The sequence below is a fragment of the Cohnella algarum genome (genome assembly GCF_016937515.1).
In the GTDB taxonomy this organism is placed as follows: Bacteria; Bacillota; Bacilli; order Paenibacillales; family Paenibacillaceae; genus Cohnella; species Cohnella algarum.
Genome location: NZ_JAFHKM010000002.1, coordinates 5,762,306 through 5,782,743 on the forward strand (window position 1 = coordinate 5,762,306; position 20,438 = coordinate 5,782,743).

Below are 20,438 nucleotides of genomic sequence, written 5' to 3' on the forward strand. Positions count from 1 at the left end.
CTCAGCCGGCCATATCGCTGTCAGCCCGCCGCTTTTCGGACCAGGTCCGGCCCCAATTGCGACAGCGTGACGAACTTGACTTTCTTTTGCAGCTGCGGGATGGCCGATTTCAGCGCGTCCGACGTAATGAGCCCGGGAGGGCCGACATGGCCGATGACGACGCATTTTTCATCCTTTTCCAGCTTTTCCAGCACGACGCCGAGCTGCCGGGCGACGTGCCGGGCCGAATAGACGTCGTCTAGAAACACGTCGTTTCGGATCGTCGGCACGCCCAGCTCCGCGGCCACTTTCGAGACGACGGACCGATGGCTCGTGCGGCTGTCGAGAAAAAACAACCCTTTTTCCTTGCAAACCTGCAGCACGATTCTCATGACCCGCTCGTCCGCCGTCGCCCTGGAGCCCATATGGTTGTTCATGCCGACCGCATGGGGCACGTCCGCGATCGCCTTTTCGACGCGTTCGCGAATTTCCCCGTCGGACAGCGACGTCAAAATCGCGTTCGGGCCGAGCCACTTCGGATTCCCGCGAACCGGCTCCATCGGCATGTGCACGATGACGTCGTGGCCTTTGGAGTGCGCCTCCTCGGCATCGCGCCGGGTCGTCGGAAGAAAGGGCATGACCGCGACCGTCAGGCGAACCGGAAGCTCGAGCATCTGTTCCGTTCCTTTCATGCGGTTGCCGAAGTCGTCGATGACGATGGCGACTTGCCGCGGCGTTTCCGGGAAGCCCGGCAACGCGGGCGATGCCGGCGCAACGCTTGCCGGAAAGACCGTCCCCGCGATCAAAAAGGCCAAACCAAACGACAGGGCGCGCCGCGAAAGTCCTTTTTTTCTCACCGTATCCACGTTCCTCCCCGGTTTTATTTGGAAGCCGTTCGGTTACATTTTGGCTCGCCGGGCCGCGAAATATTCCCGGGCCGATTTTTCCCGGGGGACGTTCGTGTATAATGGTAACAAGATTACGCGCGCAAGGAGGACGCCCGCCATCGAAGCTCTCATCCGCAAAATCAGATCCGAAGGCATCGTCATCGGCGATCAGGTGCTGAAAGTCGACTCGTTTCTGAACCATCGCGTAGACCCCGTTCTGATGGACGAAATCGGGGAAACGTTCGCCGGCCTCTTCCGCGAAGAGGGTATTACGCAGGTGCTGACCATCGAATCTTCGGGGATCGCCCCGGCCGTCATGACCGCCTTGAAGCTGAACGTTCCGCTCATCTTCGCGCGCAAGCGCAAATCGCTGACGCTGAACCGCGATCTTTTGACCGAAAAAGCCTACTCCTTCACCAAGCGGGAGGAGAACGAAATCACCGTCTCCAGAAATTATTTAAACGAACGCGACAACGTGCTCATCATCGACGACTTCCTGGCCAACGGACAAGCCGCGCTGGCGCTGGCGCGCATCGCGAAGCAGGCCGGCGCCCGGGTCGCCGGCATCGGCATCGTCATCGAAAAGTCGTTCCAATCCGGCCGCGCCGCGCTGCTGGAAGCCGGCTACCGGGTCGAATCGCTCGCGCGCGTCGCCTCTTTGGCGGACGGAGTCGTGACATTCGCGGAAAATCGTTAGGCAGACGAGGACTAGGCATTCATACAAGCGTAGACATTCATCCCTTCGTATATTGTAAAACACCCAGCGAAAGGAGATGAATGTCTTGTCTTCGTGTCCAGAAGATTCCCTCTGCCCGGCGCAAACCGTGTATGATCCGCCCGAAGTCGTCTACGAGGACTACTACCATCCGCAAGTCGTCAACGTCGTTCATCAGGTGGAAGTGATCCGCCGCCACCACTGCGTGCCGGTCCCCCACCACGTCGTATCCGTCACGGCGAAAGACGTTTTTTGCGGTTCGAATCCGCACGACTATCGCGGTTCCTCCCGCTCCCGGTCTTCCGGCCAGCGCAAAAAACGTTAATCCGGTGCGATTTTACGCGGCTCCCGCGCCGAGCCTTCGGGCTTGCACGGGAGCTGTCGTTTTTCGCCCAAAAGTTGACGTTAACGTTAAGGTGAACTAAAATGGATCATGGGAATGAAAGGAGGCAACGGCGCATGACGCAAACGTATAAAATCGACGACGTCGCCAAGGCGTGCGGTTTAACGAAACGAACGATCCGCTATTACGAAGAAATCGGATTGCTCCCGCCCCCGAACGAAGCGAGGGCGGCATTCGGCTGTATACGCGCGAGCATATCGACCGGCTCAAGCGGCTGATCGACGCGCGCGACGTGCTCGGTTTTTCGCTGCAGGAGCTGCAGCATTATTTGGGCATTATCGAAGAGCTGGAGGACCATCGGAAAGGATACCGGGAGCTGGCCGACGACGGCCGGAAGCTGCGGAAGCTGCTCGAAATCGAACCGGTCGTCCGCCGCCAGCTTGACGTCATCGGAGAGAAGCTGGACAAAATGCTGCGAATGCGTCAGGAAATCGAGGAATTTCACGGGCGCGTCCGGGCCGGGATCGAACGGTTGGGCGGTGCGGAAGCTCAAGAAAAGAAAGATTGAACGCAAAACCCTTTTTAAGGAGAGAACATCATGCCATCCGAATTGGAAACACGACAACATCTTTTCAACCAGCCCAAAGCCGTTTGGGCGGTTTGTTTCGCCAGTATCATCGCGTTTATGGGAATCGGCCTCGTCGATCCGATTCTGCCCGCGATTGCGGCGCAAATGAACGCTTCGCCGAGCCAGGTCACCTCGCTGTTTACGAGCTACAACCTCGTCATGGCGGTCGCGATGCTCATTACCGGCGCCGTATCGTCCCGGCTCGGCATCAAATGGACGCTGCTGGCCGGCATCGTCATCATCGCCGCGTTCGCCGCGCTCGGCGGCGCCTCCGACAGCATCGGCGCGCTGATCGGACTGCGGGGCGGCTGGGGGCTCGGCAACGCCCTGTTCGTCGCCACGGCGCTGTCGGCGATCGTGTCGCTGTCGACGGTGGGCACTGCCAAGGCGATCATCTTGTATGAGTCGGCGATCGGGCTCGGCATTTCCGTAGGTCCTCTGCTCGGCGGCGAACTCGGTTCGATCAGCTGGCGGGGGCCTTTTTTCGGCGTCAGCATCCTGATGGCGCTGGCTTTTTTGCTCCTGCTTTTCATGATGCCGAAGTCGAAGCAGACGGCCAAAAAGAAAACGTCGCTCGCCGATCCGTTCCGCGCCCTGAAGCACCGGAGCCTGCTCATTCTCGGCATCACGGCGCTGCTGTACAACTTCGGATTTTTCACGCTGCTGGCGTACTCGCCGCTCGTCATGGAGGAAGTGATGGGCCTCGACGCCCACGGGCTCGGGTACGTCTTTCTCGGCTGGGGGCTCCTGCTCGCCTTCACTTCCGTCTTCGTCGCCCCCAAGCTGGAGTCGCGGTTCGGAACGGTCACATCAATGTGCGCCATGCTCGTCCTGTTCGCGGCGACGCTGCTCGCGATGGGCATTTGGACGTCGACCGGCTGGCTGCTCGCGGCTGCGGTCATCGTGGCCGGCGCCTTCCTGGGCAACAACAACACGCTCATTACGACGGCCGTCATGCAGGCCGCTCCGGTGGAACGGTCGACGGCGTCGGCGGCGTACAGCTTTTTGCGGTTTCTCGGCGGAGCGATCGCGCCGTGGCTCGCGGGGAAGCTCGCGGAGCGATACAACCCGCACGTCCCTTTCCTCGTCGGCGGCGGCTTCGTCCTCGCCTCCGTGCTGTTCATCCTGGCCAACCGCCGGCATTTGCGGCACATCGGCCAAGCGAGCTCCGCGCACTGACAAACGATCGCCCGATCATCCGGCCTCGATTCCGCAAGTAGTGCACCGGGTGCGCTACATGCCCGCCGCCACCGCCGTTTTCCCTCGATGTGGTGCACTGGATGCACTACCTGCCCGCCGCCGCCATTTCCCCTCGATGTGGTGCACCGGATGCACTACTTGCCCGCCGCCACCGCCGTTTTCCCTCGATGTGGTGCACTGGATGCACTACATGCCCGCCGCCACCACCGTTTCCCCTCGATGTGGTGCACCGGATGCACTACTTGCCCGCCGCCACCGCCGTTTTCCCTCGATGTGGTGCACTGGATGCACTACATGCCCGCCGCCACCACCGTTTCCCCTCGATGTGGTGCACCGGATGCACTACTTGCCCGCCGCCACCGCCATTTCCCCTCGATGTGGTGCACCGGATGCACTACATGCCCGCCGCTGCCGCCATTTCCCCTCGATGTGGTGCACCGGACGCACTACTTGCCCGCCGCCACCGCCATTTCCCCTCGATGTGGTGCACCGGGTGCGCTACTTGCCCGCCGCCACCGCCATTTCCCCTCGATGTGGTGCACCGGATGCCTGTTCGAGGCGGCGGCGGACGGCGCGGCGCGATCCCGCACCGCCGTAATGCTCTCCTGCACGACGCGGACCGCGATTTCCCTGCCGTATGATCGGCGAACGGACGCGGAGCCGCCGCCGGGCGCGGCTTCCGTGTCCGAAGCCGGCTCGGCCGACGGCACGGCTTCCGTGCCCGAAGCCGGCCCGGCCGTTTTCGTCGAGGCCGACGGCGACAAGCTTCGCCCGCCCGCCGGCTCCCCGTCCGCGGCCGTCAGTCCCAGCTGCTCCTTCAGCGAAAGAACGCGGCACGCTCGATCCTTGAGCGCTTCCAGTGTCAGGCGGCCGCTCGCCAGCCGCTTCTCCATCTCCCGGTAAAACCGGTCGTCGACGCGCGGGAACAGCAGCATGTCGCAGCCGTTCTCGATCGTGTCCGCGCAGGCGTCGTAGTAGTTCATGAAGCCGACGACCCCGCCCATTTCGATCGCATCCGAGACGATCAGGCCTTCGAAGCCAAGCTCGCCCCGCAGCAGATCGACGAGCAGCCGCTTCGACACCGTCGCCGGCGGATACAGCCCGCGCCCGTCCGGCTCGTCGAACGCCGGCAGCGCGATGTGGCCCGGCATGACCGCCATCGCGCCTTGATCGATCAGCTCCCGAAACGCCCGCCCGGGCCCGCTTCTCCATTGGTCCGCCCCGAGCGGGCACACGGGCGTCGTCAAATGCTGATCCCACGTCGTAAAGCCGTCGCCCGGAAAATGCTTGATCGTCGCCATCATCCCGTTCTCCTGCAGGCCGCGCATGTAGGCTCCGGCCATCCGGACGACATGCTCCGGCGTATGGCCCGCGCTGCGCGAGGCGACGACCGGGCTGTCCGGTTCGACGGCCAAATCCGCCACCGGCGAAAACGTCCAGTTATAGCCGATTTCCCCGGCTTCCAGCGCCGCGATTTTGCCTGTTTCGTACGCCAGCTCCTCCGAGCCCGTCTGGCTGATGCCCATCATGTGCGGGAACCGGGCGGCGCCGAGCACCATGTCTCCCGGGCCGTTTTCCATATCGCTGACGATCAGGGGCGGGACGGCGCAGCTCGCCTTGAACGCGCGAATCTGTTCGTCCAGCTCGGCGCGCGGCTTCGGGTGGAAAAACATCGCCCCGAACTCCTGCAGGTTGGCGGAGCCGAGCCGACCGAAGTTCGGGCAAAGCACCTGGTTCAGCAGCCGGCGAACGTCCCAGCTTTCGACCGTTTCCCGGGCGCGCGGCGACAAGGCGATTTTGAATTTCATCCGTGCCTCTCCTTTCATTGTCCGGTTCCGCCGCGCAAGCGACGGGTCAAACCGGACACCCGTTTCCATTCGTTTCCATCCGTTTTCATTCGTTCATTCATTTTTATCCGTCCGCGCGGAAAAGCGGGAGCAGCCGAGCCGACCGCATCCCGCCTTGCCTGACATAGGTTTACTGCAGCCCCGCGTCCTTCAGGGCCTGATCGTAAGCGGCGTTGTAGAATTCCGTAATCTGGTCGGCCCCCGCCTTCTTGAATGCGTCGAGCGCCTCCTGCTTGTTTTTCGCGAATTCCTCGTCCGTCTTGGACAGGATGATTTTCGCGGCCGACCGGGCGGCCAGTTCCTTCAGCTGGCTTTCCAGCTTCAGCAAGTCCTCGGTCAGCACCGGAGCCACGACCGTCGCTTCCTGCAAAATTTGCTCCTGGGTTTTGCCCTTGAGCGCCGTGTTCGAGTCGATCAGCTTGCCTTCTTCGATATACTTGGCGAATACGTCGCCCGGCTGGCTGACGCCGTAGTATTCGCTGAAATCCTTCTGCAGCGCGTTCAGGCTCTTCATGATCGCCTCGGAGGTGGAGAACAGGTCGACCGGCGTGTTCGTGGCCGGATCGACGACCGCGGAGCCGAGTGCGATCAGGTTGCGGTCGAGCGCGATGCCCGTCGATTCCCACTGCTGGCCGCCCGCCGTTTTCAGCGCGAACGTTTCTTCCTTGAGCTGCGGCTTGCCGTCCACCATATCCCAGTGCGTGCCTTCGATGCCGCTGTACATCGTCCTTGCGCCTTCGTACGAATACAAGTAGTTCAGGAACTGCATCGCCTTCACCGGATGCTTCGAGCTCTTGGAAATACTGTAGCTCTTGTCTCCCCAGCCGATCGGATTGACGCCGCCGTTCCAGGCGAACTTGCCGGCCGGAACGACCATGAAGCCCTTGCCGTCTTTGGCGTACTGCGAGTTGAAATCGCCCATCGCCCAGTCGGCCGGTCCGGAGACGAGCTGCCCGGCGGTCGCCTTCGCCATATAGTCGTTGTTTTTCATCGTCAGCGCGTCCGGATCGAGCAGCCCTCTGCGGTTCGCCTTGTTGTAATAGTCCATCGCGAGCCAGTAGTTGGACGACTCGTCGGTCAGGATGTTGATGAAGTCGTCGGCTCCCGCCGCCTTTTGCATAAGGTCGGTGGTGACGGCCGTTTGCGACGTCTGAAAGACGAACGGAACGATATACGGCCACAGGCCCCAGTCCTGCCACATCGAAACGCCGTACACCTTTTTGCCGTCTTCGGTCGTCGGGTGGTTTTTGACGATTTGCTCGATCACGTTGAGCAGGTCGTCCGTGTTGTTGATTTCGGGAGCGCCGATTTCCTTGTACCAATCCCAGCGCAGCGTCGGTCCGATCGTCAGCGGCTTCACGACGTCGCTCGGCTGCGGCTGCACCTGCGGCGGCAGGAAATACAGCTTGTTCTGGCCTTCGCTCCAGTTTTTGCGGCTGTAGTCGACGAGCGTCGGAACGTTGGCCGTAATGTCCTTGCCGAGCTCTGCCAGCATATCGTCCATCGGGATGACAAGATCGCCTTCGATCAGCTGGCGCCCGTATTTGTTCGGATCGGCGCGGACGATGTCCGGCAGATCCCGCCGGCGAGCAAAACGTTGAATTTGTTTTCGTCGGCTTCGACATACTCGATCTTGACGCCGACTTTGTCCGCGATCGCTTGCGCGACCGCGCTGTCGGGGTACGTATTCCATTTCGTCCCCGATTCGATGACGAGCAGCCGCAGCGTCACGACCTCATCGGAGCCGCCGCTTGCGGATGCGCTCGCGGAAGCCGAAGCCGAAGCCGTCTCCGAGGCGCCTTGCGAGCTTGCCCCGTTTGTCGGCGAAGCGTTATTGCCGGAGCAAGCGGCCAGCAGCAGCGAGAGCGCGAGCAGAACCGGCGCCGCGGACTTTGCAAACCCTTTCATTTTCATCGTTTTTTCCCCTCCAACGATTGTTTGTATAATTATCGGCAGCGGGCGGGCCGCCAGGCCCGATTCCCGCGCCGGATAATCCTCCGTAAGCGAACGGCTGACCGAATCAAAATCAGCCCTTGACGGCCCCCAGCATGATACCCTTGACGAAGTACCTTTGGAGCAGCGGGTAGACGAGCACGATCGGCAGCGTCACGATCATCGTAATCGTCATCCGGATCGATTCGGGCGTCATCGCGCGGACCGTATCTCCCCGCGTCAGCTCTTGCGTGGACATGTTGGCGATCGCGTTCGACTGGTTGAGAAATTGATAGAGCATCAACTGAAGCGTTTGCAGTTTCGGATTTTCCACAAGGAAAAAGTTGTCGAACCACGTGTTCCATTGCCCGACGGCGGCGAACACGGCGATCGTGGCGATAATCGGCATCGACAGCGGAAAAATAAGCTTCGTGAAAATGGTGATGTAGCCGGCTCCGTCGATTTTGGCCGATTCCTCCAGCGACGCGGGGAGCTGCTCGATGAACGTTTTGACCAGAATGACGTTGAACCCGACCAGGGCGGTTGGCAAAATGTACAGCAAAAAGTTGTTTTGCAGCCCGTACGCCTTCATCGTCAGGTACCATGGAATGAAGCCCGCGTTGAAATACATCGTGATGAGGACGAACCGGTAAATCGCGCGCCGGAACGGCAATTCCTGCTTGGTGATCAGATAGGCGAAGAAGGAGCAGCAGACGACGGTCAAAATGGTGCCGAGCACCGTTCTCGACAGCGACACGACCGCCGCGTCCTGCAAACCTTTCAGTGCGAACGTCGACTTGTAGCTTTCCAGCGAAAATCCCGCGGGCCACAAATATACGCCCTTTTGCGCCTCGATGGGATCGCTTAGCGAATAGATCAGAATGTAGTAGAAAGGATAAATCGTCACGATCACGAGCAACGACAAAATCGTATAGTTCGCGACGCTGAACAGCAGATCGGGAAGTTTAAGGCTTCGCTTGGTCATTTTTCATCTCTCCTTGAACTGGGCGCTGCCGTCAAACGATGCTTTCGCCGCGGATCCGTTTGGACAGGCCGTTTACCGTGAACAGCAGCAGGATGCTGATGACCGACTTGAAAATGCCGACGGCGGTCGAATACGAATAGTCCCTTGTCACAAGGCCGAGCCGGTAAACGTACAGGTCCAGCACCTCGATCCGGTCGGCGACCATGATGTTGTTGAACACCAGGTACTGCTCGAAGCCCGCCGACAGCAGGTTGCTGATCGAAAGCAGCAGCAGCACGAGAAACGTCGGCATGACGCTCGGAATCGTAATGTGCCAGATGCACCGGAAGCGTCCGGCCCCGTCGACCTTGGCCGCGTCGTACTGCTCGCCGTCGATGCTGACGATCGCCGCCAAGTAGATGATGGCGCTCCAGCCGACCGATTTCCAGACGAGAAGCAGCGTTTGCACCGTCCATACCCGCTCCGCGTTCCCGAGCACGTTGACCGTCGTCGGGCCGAAGCCGAGCTTTTCGATGATCTGGTTGACCGCGCCGTCGGCGCTGAACATGCTGAACGCGAGCGAGAACACGATGACCCAGCTGATATAGTTCGGCAGAGTCGACGTCGTTTGCACGAGACGTTTGAACCATCCGCTTTTCACTTCCGAGATGAGGATCGCCAGCACGAGCGGGAGCGGCGAGGTTAGGATGGACAGAAAACTGAGCGCCAGCGTGTTCGTGAGCACCCGCGCCATATTCGGATCGCTGAACAGCTCCGCGAAGTTTTCGAGCCCGACGAACGGCGTGCGGCTGAGCGGAATCCCCGGCTTGTAATCGAAAAAAGCGTAAATCCACCCGAACAGCGGCACATAGTGGAAGGCGAACGCCAGCGCGATGAACGGGATCGCCATCAACAGCAGCTTGAGGCCGTCTCGCCGGAACAGCTTCGATTTCTTTTTCAATTCCGGCTGACTGCGCGCGTAGGTGATTTCCATGGTCTTCTCCTTCTTTCTCCGGCTTCTACGCTTCAAGGATACCGCGGCCGAAGGCCCGTCAAAATGAACGATCTACCGAATCCGTTGAAAAAAATCCCCCGGTGTCCGCGCCGAGGTTGAACAATTTTAAGGCGAAGTTGAACGATTATGCAGCCGCGCGCGGAAAGAGCCGAGACGGCCGCCGCGATCGCGCCCCGCCGCATAAGGCCCCGCCTGCCTACCGGATCGCCGGCAGCCGCACGACGACCTCCGCTCCGATCGTCCGCGGGACGAACCGAAGGCCGTATTCCGGGCCGAAATAAAGCCGGATCCGCTTGTTCACGTTGTACAGCCCGATGCCGTTGCCCCCGCCGCCTCCCCCGACGGCGTCTTCCGACCGCTCGCCGGACGCGAGCATCCGGTTCAGGGCTTCGAGCAGCTCGGGGGCGATCCCTTCTCCCGAGTCGCTGACCGCAATGCGCAACTCCCCGTCCTCGCAGGCGGCGAAAATGCCGATATGAATGGAAAAATCCTCAGCCTGCCGCCCGGACGCGATCGCGTTCTCGACAAGCGGCTGCAAAATAAACCGCGGCACCTTGTATTCAAGGTCCCGTTCCGCGACGCTCAATTCGAATTCGACGCCGTTGTTGAACCGCCAGTTGATGATTTTGATGTAATTTTCCAGATAGTTCAGCTCGTCGCGCAGCGTGCACATCGCTTCCTTGCTCGCGAAAGCCGGCCGTAAAATGTTCCCGAGCGCCACGACGCTGCCGACGATGTTGTCGGCCTTGATCATGGAGGCCATCCACCGGATCATGTTGAGCGTGTTGTACAAAAAATGCGGGTTGATCTGGTACTGCAGCGCCTCGATTTCCAGCTCCCGCTTCGCTTCCTGCATCCGGTTGTTCTTGTCGATCAGGTCGACGATGCTGAGCGACATTTCGTTGAACCGCCGGACGACGGTCCCCAGCTCGTTGTTCGGGACCTCCTCGAACGTCACGCCAAGTTCGCCGCGGCTCATGTCCTTCATCTTGGCGGACAGTTTGTGAAGCGGCCGGAAAATTTTGCGCAGCCAGAAATACGAAACGAGGAACATCGCCAGCATGCTGAGCAAAAACACGGCGACCATCGTCCGCTGCGCCTGGAAAATTTGCGCCGAGTACAGGTTGAGCGGGATTTCCTTCATGATGTACCACCCCGCGTCCTGCAGCTTGTAATAGACGACCTGAACCTCCGTGCCGCCTACGACAGTGTCGCGGCTGCCGAAAATTTCCTCCTCGCCGCTCTCGCCCTGCGGGGCCGGAACGGACTGCGCGTTCCGATCCGCTCGGGACGGCTGCTGGAAATGATGACGCCGTCCGAATCCGTCATATACATATCGCCGCCTTCGGCGTCGAGCTCGACCGCGTAGATCGAGGCCAAATACCGCTCGTCCACGTTAAAAATCAGGGTAGCGCTCGTTTTCGGGTCGTAAATCGCCCGCACGCCTCTCATCAGGCTGACGAGCGTGCCGTCGTTGGCCTCCGTCATGTAGGGGTTGTAGAACGATTTTTTGAGGCCGCCGACGATGATCGGCTCCGGGAACGATTCGAGCGTACGGCGATAAAACGCCGACCCGAAAAAGCTGTTCCCCCAGTCCTCCTTGGGATGGACGAGCGTCGTATCGGCGGTGCCCCCGATGGCGCCTTGGCTTTCCGAGGTCAGGTAGACGGAATGAACGAAGCCGTAGTTGCCGATGAACGTATTGATGCGGGCATGCAGCATGTTCTTGTAGTTCAGGAATTCGAGCTCGCTTTTGTCCGACAGATGGAGCAGCAGCTGCTGCATTTGCTCGTCCTGGAGAAACAGCTTGGACAGCCGGTCGATGTCGGCGAACAGCGCGCGGATGTTGTGATCGAGCTGCTGAAACTGCTGATAGAGCGACCTTTGGTTCTGGTCCTTGATCATGTTTTGCATGATCGAGTACATATAGTAGGAAGCCGCGGACAGCACGATCAGGCTGATGAGCATGAAGACCAGGATGAGCTGCGTCCGCAGGCTCTGAAGCTTGGCCGGCCACTTCATCGCTCGCTCCGGCACCCGGCCAGCCACTGCCTGCGGTACTCGTTGGGATTGAGACCGGTCACTTTTTTGAAAACCTTGCTAAAATACGTGTACTCCGGGGAAAACCCGACCTGAACCGCGATGTCGTACGATTTCAGCTGCGTGCCGGTCAGCATCTCCTTCGCCCGTTCGATCCGGTACCGGTTCAGATAGTCCACGAACGTAATCTGCAGCTCCTTTTTAAACAGGTTGCTCAAGTAGCCGAAGCTCAGATTGACGTGGTCGGCCACCGTCTGCAGGCTTATATTTTCCGCATAATGGCGCTTGATGAACTGAATCGCCTTCGTAATTTCCCCGCTCATCTGCAATTGGCTCCGGGCCTGCTCGGCCATGTCGGACAAGTAGGCCGAGATCCGGTCGAGCATATCCGGCAGCGAATCGCATTGCTCCAGATGCTCGGTGATGTTGAACAGCAGCGTTTTTTCGTTTTGCCGATCATCGTAAACGTTCGTCCCGACCCATTGGACAAACTGGAACAGACCGATTTCGATCGCCTTCCGCTCCTCCGTTAAACCGCTTTCAATCAACTCCACAAAACGCTCGTACTCCTTCAGCTTCATCGGCGACAGCAGCGCGCGAAGCGGCTCGAAGTTGCGGATCGCCTCCAGGCGAAGCCGGATCGGTTCCATATCGGCCGGCTGCTGCGGCTCGTGCATGAGGCCGGGGCCGGTCCAAAATTTCCGCTCCAGCGCTCGCCTGGAATCCGCGTGCAGCTTGGGCAGCGAGCCGAAGCCGCTCTGCACGCCGCTGCTGCCGAACGAAACCGAGCCGTTGAAGTAGGTGCGGATCGCTTCGCGGATCTGGCCTAAAATGACGGTCGTCTCCCGCTTGATCGCCAGCTCCGAAGGCGTGTCGGGAAAATCGAACAGCAGCAGGTAATGCGTCTCGTCCAGGAAGAACGCCTCGCCCCGCTTGTGGCCGGACATGATCTCGCCCAGCAGATTCAGCAGCGTCATTTTGATCAGATGGCCGTGGCCGTCCTTGAACTTCCGCTTGAGCTCCCCGTAGCGGTCCACCTCCATCGTGCAGGCCACGGTCCGCGAGCCCGTCAGCCGCATGCCGCTCTGCTCGGCGAACCGCTCGAACTCTTCCGCTTTGAGAATGCCGTAAAAAAGGAAGTCCTTCAGCATCTTCTCCTTGATCAGGTCGAGGCTGGCGCCCAGCCCCTGGAGCCGTCCGGCGAGCCCCCGCCGCCCAGTCGGTCCAGCTCCTCGCGAATGCCGTGCAGCGTCTCCGAAATCTCCTCCTCCGTCATCGTCAGCTTCAGAATGTAGCCCGAGACGCCCATCGCCATCGCCTTCCGGGCCAGCTCGAACTCCTCGAGGCACGACAGGACGACGATTCGGGTCGCCTTGTCGCGCTCGCGGATGTTCGCGATCAACTGCATGCCGTCCATGCGGGGCATTCGGATGTCGGTGATGACGACGTCGGGTTTATCCCGCAAATACCCGTCCCACGCTGCCTGTCCGTCGGGATAGTCAGCGGCGACCTCCATCCCGAACCGGTTCCAGTCGACCGAGCTTTTCAGTCCGATCCGCACGAGCATTTCGTCTTCCACGATCATCACTTTATACATGGCGCACTCCCTCCATCACCAGTATCCAATCGTTACCGCGTCCGCTCGAAGGGGCGTCGAACCGCTGCGTTCCGGCGTTGGGCCGTTCGCCGACCGGGCGGTAAACGCCTTCCCGCGGACAGTACCAGGACACCCTCGCCCGCTCGCCCGCGATCCGGCCCATGACGGCTTCGACGTACAGCCCGTTCGGGCAGTAAATCAGCGCGTAATCGGCGCCCCTCGCAGCCGCCATGTAATTGGATCCGGGCCAGTTGCGCGCGACAAGCCCCTGATCCGGAACCAGCTCGAGCAGGTTGCGGGATTCCAGCAGCGTCCGCAAATGGCGCATCTGCCGCGCGCCGGGACGGTCCAGCGCTTCCTTCCAGCCCATGATGAAAAACGGGCCCGGCTCGGCCATGTCCGCCGACGCATATTTGCCTTCGCACATCGACCATACCGAGTGATGGCCGAACGCGCCGGACAATACGGCGTAATAGGCCGCCCGGCGCACGTCGGCCTCGTCGAAATACCCCCGCGCCGGGTCGAACCCGACGGGGATGTCCTCGTAGCAGGGCTCGGCGTCGAGCGTCGGCTTGACGGGAAGGCGCTCGTAATCGGCCTGCACCCGCTTGTAGTTGTCGATCTCGGCCTCGCCGTGGCCCGACTGGATCATGTTGAAGTCCAGCCAGCTCTCCTCGTGAAGATGATGGGACGACGACTCCGCCCCCTTCGGGTGGAAGCTGATCAGATGGCTGCCGCCGTCCCCTTCCGCGAGCCCCGCGGCCATCCCCTCTATAACGGCAAAATGCCGTCGCGTAAGCAACGGCCGGTCTCCCCCAAGCACCCAGACGATATTCGGCCGCTCGCGATACCGCGATCCGAGCCATTTTCCGTACGTTCCGGCATTGTCGGGCGTAAATATTTCCGGCCCCTTGCCCCACATTCGGTTAAACTTGTCCCCCCAGGTCGGCAGCAGCGCCACGTACAGCTCGAGCGCCGCGGCTGTGTCGACGATATAGTCGAGATGCGCCCAGTACGAATACTCACCCCTCGTATCCGGCCGCGCCGGGTCCGGCAGCCCGTTCGCATCCGTTTCGAGCGGCCTGCGGCCGTAGGCGTTATCCGTCGTCGCGCCTTCGAACTCCGCCAGCGCCACCGTCTGGATTACCGTAAAGCCCTGTTCGGCCCGCTTCTCCAGATACAGCTTCGCGTCCTCCCGGTCAAGCCGGTGCGCCAGCTCCCAAGCGGTATCCCCCAGCCAAAAAAACGGCGTCCCGTCCTCCCGGACGAGAAACCTCCCGTTCTCGCTCACCCGCAGCCTCTGCAATGGTTTCGTCATGCGCTATCCTCCGTTTCGCTTTTTTCTCGGCCTCTTCGCAAGTCTCGTTGCCTTCTCTGCCTTCGTTGGCGTCATTACCCTTCGTTGCCTCAGTTGCCATCGCTGCCATCGTCGTCCCTCGCTGCGCCTTCGTTGGATTTCATCCAACCGGGAGCGGCATTTTCGCTCTTCTCTCAACCTTCGTGGGATTTCATCCAACCAAAAACGAGCTTTTCGCGAAAAATCTCCTCTTCCCCGACTGCTCGTTGGACAAAATCCAACCTAGAGAGCTTTTTTCGCGATTCTCGCTCCGCTGATTGGATAAAATCCAACCTAGCCGGAGAGCGGCAAGGGCTCGTGCGAACTTCACCGCCTCACAGCGAACGCCCGTGCCAAACTCACCGCTCGACACCAAACGCTCGCGCCAAACTCACCGCTCGACACCCATCGCCCGTGCCACTCACCGCTCGACACCAAACGCTCGCGCCGTACTCACCGTCCGACATCCATCACCCGGCCAAACTCACCGCCCGGTGGCGAACGCCCGCGCCGGGTTCGTCACCATCAGCTTGCGAATTTGCTCTTCGGTCGCCCCCGCTTCCAGCAGCTTCGGCGTGAAGCTCTCCATAATGTGCGTCAGGCCGATCTCGCCGCCATAAGCCCGAAGCCTCGCCCTCGTCGTATCCAGCCCGAGCAGCAGGCGATCCTCCAGCCCGGCTTCCAGCATGCCGGCGATCCACCTCGCTTCCTCCTCGTCGCCATGATACTTGTACCGTCCGATCGTATCGTATTCGAGGTAAACGCCTCGCCGGGCAAGCCCGAGATGAACGTCGGGACGTTCGTGCTTGCGGTCGAGGTGGCAAACGATGATGCTGCCGGCGGGCACTCCCCTGCTCTCGTAAAAATCGCACAGCCAAACCGCCTGCTCCGGACTTTCGACGTGGCAGAGGATCGGCGTTCCCGTTTCCAAAGAGGCTTTCGCCGCCGCGGCGAACCACCGCTTGTCGGGATCCGCCATCCGCTCGCCGTCGACGGCGGTCTTGATCACGCCCGCCCTGGCATCGATCCTCGCCGCCGCGGCCGGTTCGCGATCGTCGGTGCCTTCGAACATCCCGTCCCGCAGCTCGGCGATCATGACATCCGCCAGCTCTTCTTGCGTCAGGCGGCGAATCCAGTGACCGTCGGGGTAAAAGGCCAGCTTGTGAAAACCGGTGGAAGCGACGACGCGAACGCCGCTTTCCTCCGATACGCGGGCCAGCCACCCGGCCATTCTCCCGCAGCCGAGCGGCTGCGCGTCGACGATCGCCCGGCCCCCGGCCTCCCGGAAGTCCGTCACCTCCCGCAAGGTCAGGCCGTAATCGTCGATGCGCAAATCCGGGTTCAGCGTCTGCGGATGGCCCGCCGCCAAAAAAAGGTGCTCGTGGCTGTGACAATAGCCAAGATCGGCCGGATCGACGGGACCCGTCACGGTTTCAACGCAAGGTCGGCCGGCCGCCTTCTCCCGCGTCATGCGTTCCAGCCCCTTGTGCCGACGCCCGCCGTTTCGCTGACGCTGACCGTTTTCGACTCGCCCGGATCCAGCCAGAAAAAGTTGTCCCCCGCCACGAACGGCTCGGCCGAGTCCCGGTAAAGCTCCACGCCGACAGCCGGGAACGCCCCGACGTTGACAACGGTCGCCGTGCCGGAGGCGTCGTCGGCCGCAACCTCGAGGGAGGTTTTCGGCAAGCGCATCAGCACGCCTTGGCGGAAGTCGAAATTCAGCCAATAAAACGTCCGGTACAGCGGCGAACCGCCTTCGTCGAGCAGTTCCGAGACGATCAGCGCGGGCGCCCGCTCCGGCGGTGCCGCCTTCAGCTCGAAACTGCCGACCCGGCTCGCCTCCGGCGCGCGGCCTTTGCCGGGAAACGTCTTCTCCGACACGAGCGCAAGCGCCGGATCGTACGCCCGGACGCGGACTGTCCAATCGCCGTCGAGCTCGCCGTTGTCATCCAGCACGTAGACCGGCAGCTCCTGATCCTCCTCCGGGCTGTTCAGCTTGCCGAACCGGACGACCGCGGCGAGCGGGGAGTTGGCGTCCTGCGCGAAGTAGTGGGCCATTTTCGGGGCGCCGTACCAGTCGACCGTCGCCCACGAGACGCCGATGTACACGTCGTTCAGCTTGTACGTGATGTTGCCCGTTTCGTGCGGCCAGCGGGTGCGGGCCTGCTCCATTTTGTGCCGCAGCGACGTCGCCTGCGCCAGCTGCGTGCCGGTCACGAACGCTTCGACCGAATCGCAGCGCGCGAACGACTCCGCGAACTCCGTCAAAATCCGCATCTCGTCGCGCGTATCGAATGCCGGGAGATGGTGGTAAAAGCTTTTGCCCGGCTCCGGCGGCCACTGTTCGAGCTCTTCCTTCGGCATGTAGCGGCGAACCGATTCGAGATTCGGCGCCGAAGCGAGCCCGTATTCGCCCAGAAGCACCGACTCCAGGTTCGCGTAATAGTCGAAGCTGTAGGCCGGCGTCCAACCGTTCCAGACGATATGGTCGTGCGTGCTGCCTCCCCACGGATCGGTCAGGTGAAAAGGCCGCGTCCCGTCCAGCTCCACGCTGAGCCGGCCCATCATATCCATCGAGGCGCTGTCGAGTCCGCTGCCGATCTCGTTGCCGCCGCCCCACATGACGAGCGAAGGATGATTGCGCAGGCGCAGCGTATTCAGCCGCACCGTCTCCTCCAGCGCGTCGGCGGGCTGATGCACGTGGCTGCCCCAGCATGTCGGCCATTCCTGCATGACGAGGATGCCTTTCCGGTCGCACAAATCGTAGAAATCGTCGGTTTCCGGCATCCCGCCGCCCCATGCCCGAAGCAGCTTCACATGCTGGGCGGCCGCCAGCGTCAGAAAATGATCGTATTTTTCCCTGGAAAAATCCATCAGCGCGTCCATCGTGCACCAGCCGCTGCCTTTGGCGAAAAACGGCTTCCCGTTGACGACGAACGTCCAATCGTACCGCTCCGGGTTCGAACCTTCCGGCAGGGGCGCCATTTCGATCGAGCGAATGCCGAACGTCGTCTCCAGGCTGTCGGGAAGTCCGCCGCCTTCCGGCGCGAACGACAGCTTCAGCCGGTAAAGCGGCTGCTCGCCCATATCGAGCGGCCACCAGAGGCGCGGGCTTTCGATCGCGGCCCGAATCCGCAGCTCGCGCCTGCGCTCGCTTTCGCCGACGCGCAGCTCGAACGTTTGCGCGGGACCGTCGAAGTTGTCGGGCTCGATCGTCCCGCGCAGCGTTCCCGACCAGCGGTCCGAGCGGCCCGTCAGGTCCAGGGAGATGTCGACGAGACCTTCGGCGGCGTTCGCGGCGCTCGTCGCGGCGACGAGCGGAGGGCCGATCTCGACTTCGGCCGCTCCCCGAATCCGAACCGGACGCCAAATGCCGACAGCCGGCAGGTTGACGTAATGCCAGCCGTAATTGCAATTGAACACGACCGTTTGGTGCCAGACGTTCCATTCGTTGCCGAGCGGAGCCGGATGCACCTTGACGATCAGCTCGTTTCGTTTCCGCAGCGGCTCCCCGAGCTCGACGTGCGGTCCGCCGAAGGCGCCGTTGTGATAGCCGAGCGGACGGCCGTTGAGCCATACTTCGCAAGCGGGCGATACGCCGTCGAACAGCAGCCTCGGCGCCTGCATCCCCGGCACCGCCTCGAACGTGCGGCGATACCACCACGTCCTGTGGCTGTACGCCTTGGCCAGGGGCGCATTTTCTCCGAACGACGGATCCGGCAGCTTGCCCGCTTCGACCAGCGCCGTATGCACGCTGCCCGGCACTCGCGCCGGAATGGCATCGGTCCAAGCTCCCCCGCCAAGCCGTTCCGCGTCCTCCCCTCCTTCGGCCAGCTCCCAAAGGCCGTCCAGCACGATCGTCGGGGGCGCCTCCGCATGCGGCGCCTTGCCTTTCGTCCATTCCGGCGCAGCGATCGGCCGGTCCAGCGGCGACGGCCCGGGCTTGAACCGCTTTCGTTCGATAACGTCAAGGCTGGAAATTGGTTCGGTCATGTTTCTCTCTCCTTAAGCCTGTTGATAGGCCAAAATCCGTTGCCCGCACTTGCTCGCACTCGCCCGCGTTCACCCGTACAGCGGCCCGTACGCCGCGCAAGCCCGGTAATCGGCGCCTTCCGGGTCCTTCGTCCCGAACGCGCTCCACGCGCTCGGCCAGAACATCCGCTTCGTCTCCACGTTGTGCATGTTCACCGGAATTCTGAGCATGCTGGCCAGCGTGATCAAATCCGCCCCGATATGACCATAGCTGACGACGCAGTGGTTCGAGCCCCAATTCTCCATCACCGCGTATACGTCGTCGAATACGGGATCGCCCTCTACCCGCTTCGGCGCGAACCACGTCGTCGGCCACGTCGGCGTCGTCCGCTCGTCCAGCTTCGCGTGCACCTCCGGCGGCAGCTCGACCGTGTAGCCTTCGGCCAGCTGCAGCACCGGGCCGACGCCTTCGACGAGGTTGATCCGCGCCATCGTGACCGGCATGCCGCCCCGCGTCAAAAAGTCGGTCGAATGCCCGCCCCCGGCGAACTGATCCATATACGTCGGCCGCCACGACGTCGCGGCCAGGCAGCGCTCGATCTCGTCTTCGCCGATCTCCCAGTGCGGCTTCAGGACCGGCTTGCCGTCGCGCGTCTGCTCCCCGGTTCCGTCCAGCGCCGCCGGACCGGAGTTGATCAGGTGAAGGATGCCCCCCGCGGCCGCTCCTTCCAGCCGGTGGCCGGTCACCCGCTCGACCGCCTCCGGGCTCCAGAACGTCCGCACGTCGGCGAAAATTTGCGCCGTATTCGTCAAATAGTGGCCGAACAGCATCGTCACCGCGTTCAGGTTGTCGTTTTCCGTGGCGACGATATAGGGCTCCCGCGTCCCGTTCCAGTCGAACGAGCTGTTCAGCACCGCCTCGAGAAAATCCGCGCTCGGAAAATGATCCGTCCACTCCCGCTGCCCCTGAAATCCCGAGGCGATCGCGTTATAGCCGTACGCTTCTTCCTCGAAGCCCATGGCGGCGAGCCGGGGATTGCCGATCATCAGGTCGCGCGCGATGAGCGCCATTTGGACGACCGTCTCCCAATTCCGCTCCTTCCGCTCGTCGGACAGCGCGAGGTCCGCCGGGTTCGGGTCCGGCCCGACGCGGCATTTCTCCCGCACCCAGGCAAGCGCGCGTTCGAATTCCTCGCGGTCGTAGATGCCCTTGTCGATCCGCCGCGTCACTTCGGTCATGTCGACGTACGCGTTTTTCATGCCGAGGTACCGCTGGAAAAACCCGTCGTCGACGATGCAGCCCGCGATGCCCATCGATACCGAGCCGATCGACAGGTACGATTTGCCCTTCAGGAGCGCGACCGCAAGCCCCGCCCGCGCGAACTGCAGCAGCTTGCCGCGCACGTCCTCCGGCACCTCGCGCTCGTTCATGTCCTGGACGTGGCGGCCGTAAATTTTATAAACGGGCAGCCCCTTCTGGTTGTGCGCGGCATGCAGCGCTCCCATATAGACGGCCCCGGGACGTTCCGTGCCGTTGAAGCCCCACACCGCATGCGGCAACAGCGGGTTCGTCTCCATCGTCTCGAGCGGGTAGCACCAGCCCGAGGCGACGGTGACGATCAGGCCGACGCCTTCCTTCGCGAAGCGGTCGGAGCATTCCGCCGCCTCCCGAAAGCCGGAAATGCACGTTTCGTTCACGACGCATTCCGCCGGCGAGCCGTCCGGATAGTTCAGCTCCGACGACAGCGCGCGGGCCGCGGCGAGCGCGAGCTCCATCGTCATGTCCTTCGTCGCCGCCTTGACCAGCTTGCGGCGGTCGATAATCGGCCGGATGCCGATTTTCGGAAAGCCGCCTGCGTACCGATGCTTCAAATCTGCCATAAGCTCATCCCCTTTTATTCAAACGCGCAAGCCTCGCTTTTTTCCAAATCGCGTTCTGCCGCCTTCGCTCGCGAAGGGCTGACGGGCAGACCGCGCCGGACA

Annotated in this window: 17 protein-coding genes and 1 pseudogene; 4 read left to right on the forward strand and 14 right to left on the reverse strand. The window is 61.8% G+C overall.

Annotation, left to right across the window (positions count from 1 at the left end):
* Window positions 1-20: 20 nt before the first annotated feature.
* Window positions 21-836, reverse strand: a complete 816-nt coding sequence (locus tag JW799_RS26185) for a divergent polysaccharide deacetylase family protein (protein WP_338026331.1) — start codon at window positions 834-836, stop codon at window positions 21-23.
* Window positions 837-984: 148 nt separating this feature from the next.
* Between JW799_RS26185 and JW799_RS26190 the strand changes: the two genes are divergently transcribed.
* The 4 genes and pseudogenes from JW799_RS26190 (at window position 985) to JW799_RS26205 (ending at window position 3,731) form a co-directional block, all read left to right on the forward strand.
* Window positions 985-1,563 carry a xanthine phosphoribosyltransferase gene (locus tag JW799_RS26190; protein ID WP_080840901.1) on the forward strand — a complete coding sequence of 193 codons (579 nt, stop codon included), beginning with the start codon at window positions 985-987 and terminating at the stop codon, window positions 1,561-1,563.
* A gap of 85 nt (window positions 1,564-1,648) precedes the next feature.
* On the forward strand, window positions 1,649-1,906 hold the full coding sequence (locus JW799_RS26195; RefSeq protein WP_176220829.1) for a hypothetical protein: 258 nt from the start codon (window positions 1,649-1,651) through the stop codon (window positions 1,904-1,906).
* 134 nt (window positions 1,907-2,040) lie between these two features.
* Window positions 2,041-2,492: pseudogene (locus JW799_RS26200) on the forward strand (MerR family transcriptional regulator).
* A 30-nt stretch (window positions 2,493-2,522) separates the two neighbouring features.
* Window positions 2,523-3,731 (forward strand): MFS transporter, encoded by a 1,209-nt coding sequence (locus JW799_RS26205; protein WP_205432442.1) that lies wholly within the window; start codon window positions 2,523-2,525, stop codon window positions 3,729-3,731.
* Window positions 3,732-4,198: 467 nt separating this feature from the next.
* Here JW799_RS26205 and JW799_RS26210 read toward each other — a convergent pair whose 3' ends face one another.
* The 13 genes from JW799_RS26210 to JW799_RS26260 all read right to left on the reverse strand — a co-directional run bounded on the left by JW799_RS26210 (window position 4,199) and on the right by JW799_RS26260 (window position 20,336).
* Window positions 4,199-5,560: a glycoside hydrolase family 3 protein gene (locus tag JW799_RS26210; RefSeq protein ID WP_205432444.1), complete on the reverse strand. Its 1,362-nt coding sequence runs from the start codon at window positions 5,558-5,560 to the stop codon at window positions 4,199-4,201.
* A 169-nt stretch (window positions 5,561-5,729) separates the two neighbouring features.
* The gene (locus JW799_RS26215; RefSeq protein ID WP_338026373.1) at window positions 5,730-7,202 is read right to left on the reverse strand and encodes an extracellular solute-binding protein; all 1,473 of its coding nucleotides are present in this window, start codon (window positions 7,200-7,202) and stop codon (window positions 5,730-5,732) included.
* Window positions 7,127-7,513, reverse strand: a complete 387-nt coding sequence (locus JW799_RS29030; RefSeq protein ID WP_240353411.1) for a hypothetical protein — start codon at window positions 7,511-7,513, stop codon at window positions 7,127-7,129. The genes JW799_RS26215 and JW799_RS29030 overlap by 76 nt, the downstream gene beginning before the upstream one ends.
* A 112-nt stretch (window positions 7,514-7,625) precedes the next feature.
* Complete coding sequence (locus tag JW799_RS26220) at window positions 7,626-8,516, reverse strand: carbohydrate ABC transporter permease (RefSeq protein ID WP_205432446.1); 891 nt, start codon at window positions 8,514-8,516, stop codon at window positions 7,626-7,628.
* Window positions 8,517-8,547: 31 nt separating this feature from the next.
* The gene (locus JW799_RS26225; RefSeq protein WP_205432448.1) at window positions 8,548-9,489 is read right to left on the reverse strand and encodes an ABC transporter permease; all 942 of its coding nucleotides are present in this window, start codon (window positions 9,487-9,489) and stop codon (window positions 8,548-8,550) included.
* A 217-nt stretch (window positions 9,490-9,706) separates the two neighbouring features.
* Entirely contained in the window at window positions 9,707-10,654 is a 948-nt protein-coding gene (locus JW799_RS29035; RefSeq protein WP_240353412.1) for a sensor histidine kinase, read from the reverse strand.
* A gap of 56 nt (window positions 10,655-10,710) precedes the next feature.
* Window positions 10,711-11,532 carry a cache domain-containing protein gene (locus JW799_RS29040; protein WP_240353413.1) on the reverse strand — a complete coding sequence of 274 codons (822 nt, stop codon included), beginning with the start codon at window positions 11,530-11,532 and terminating at the stop codon, window positions 10,711-10,713.
* Complete coding sequence (locus tag JW799_RS26235; protein ID WP_205432450.1) at window positions 11,529-12,701, reverse strand: helix-turn-helix domain-containing protein; 1,173 nt, start codon at window positions 12,699-12,701, stop codon at window positions 11,529-11,531. The genes JW799_RS29040 and JW799_RS26235 overlap by 4 nt, the downstream gene beginning before the upstream one ends.
* A gap of 11 nt (window positions 12,702-12,712) precedes the next feature.
* A complete protein-coding gene (locus JW799_RS26240) occupies window positions 12,713-13,147 on the reverse strand; it encodes a response regulator (RefSeq protein WP_205432452.1) in 435 nt (144 codons plus the stop codon).
* Complete coding sequence (locus JW799_RS26245; protein ID WP_205432454.1) at window positions 13,140-14,465, reverse strand: glycoside hydrolase family 140 protein; 1,326 nt, start codon at window positions 14,463-14,465, stop codon at window positions 13,140-13,142. The genes JW799_RS26240 and JW799_RS26245 overlap by 8 nt, the downstream gene beginning before the upstream one ends.
* A 502-nt stretch (window positions 14,466-14,967) precedes the next feature.
* On the reverse strand, window positions 14,968-15,954 hold the full coding sequence (locus tag JW799_RS26250) for a phosphotriesterase family protein (RefSeq protein WP_205432456.1): 987 nt from the start codon (window positions 15,952-15,954) through the stop codon (window positions 14,968-14,970).
* Complete coding sequence (locus JW799_RS26255) at window positions 15,951-18,476, reverse strand: glycoside hydrolase family 2 protein (protein WP_205432457.1); 2,526 nt, start codon at window positions 18,474-18,476, stop codon at window positions 15,951-15,953. The genes JW799_RS26250 and JW799_RS26255 overlap by 4 nt, the downstream gene beginning before the upstream one ends.
* Window positions 18,477-18,545: 69 nt before the next feature.
* A complete protein-coding gene (locus JW799_RS26260; protein ID WP_205432458.1) occupies window positions 18,546-20,336 on the reverse strand; it encodes an L-fucose isomerase in 1,791 nt (596 codons plus the stop codon).
* Between the last annotated feature and the right edge of the window lie 102 nt (window positions 20,337-20,438).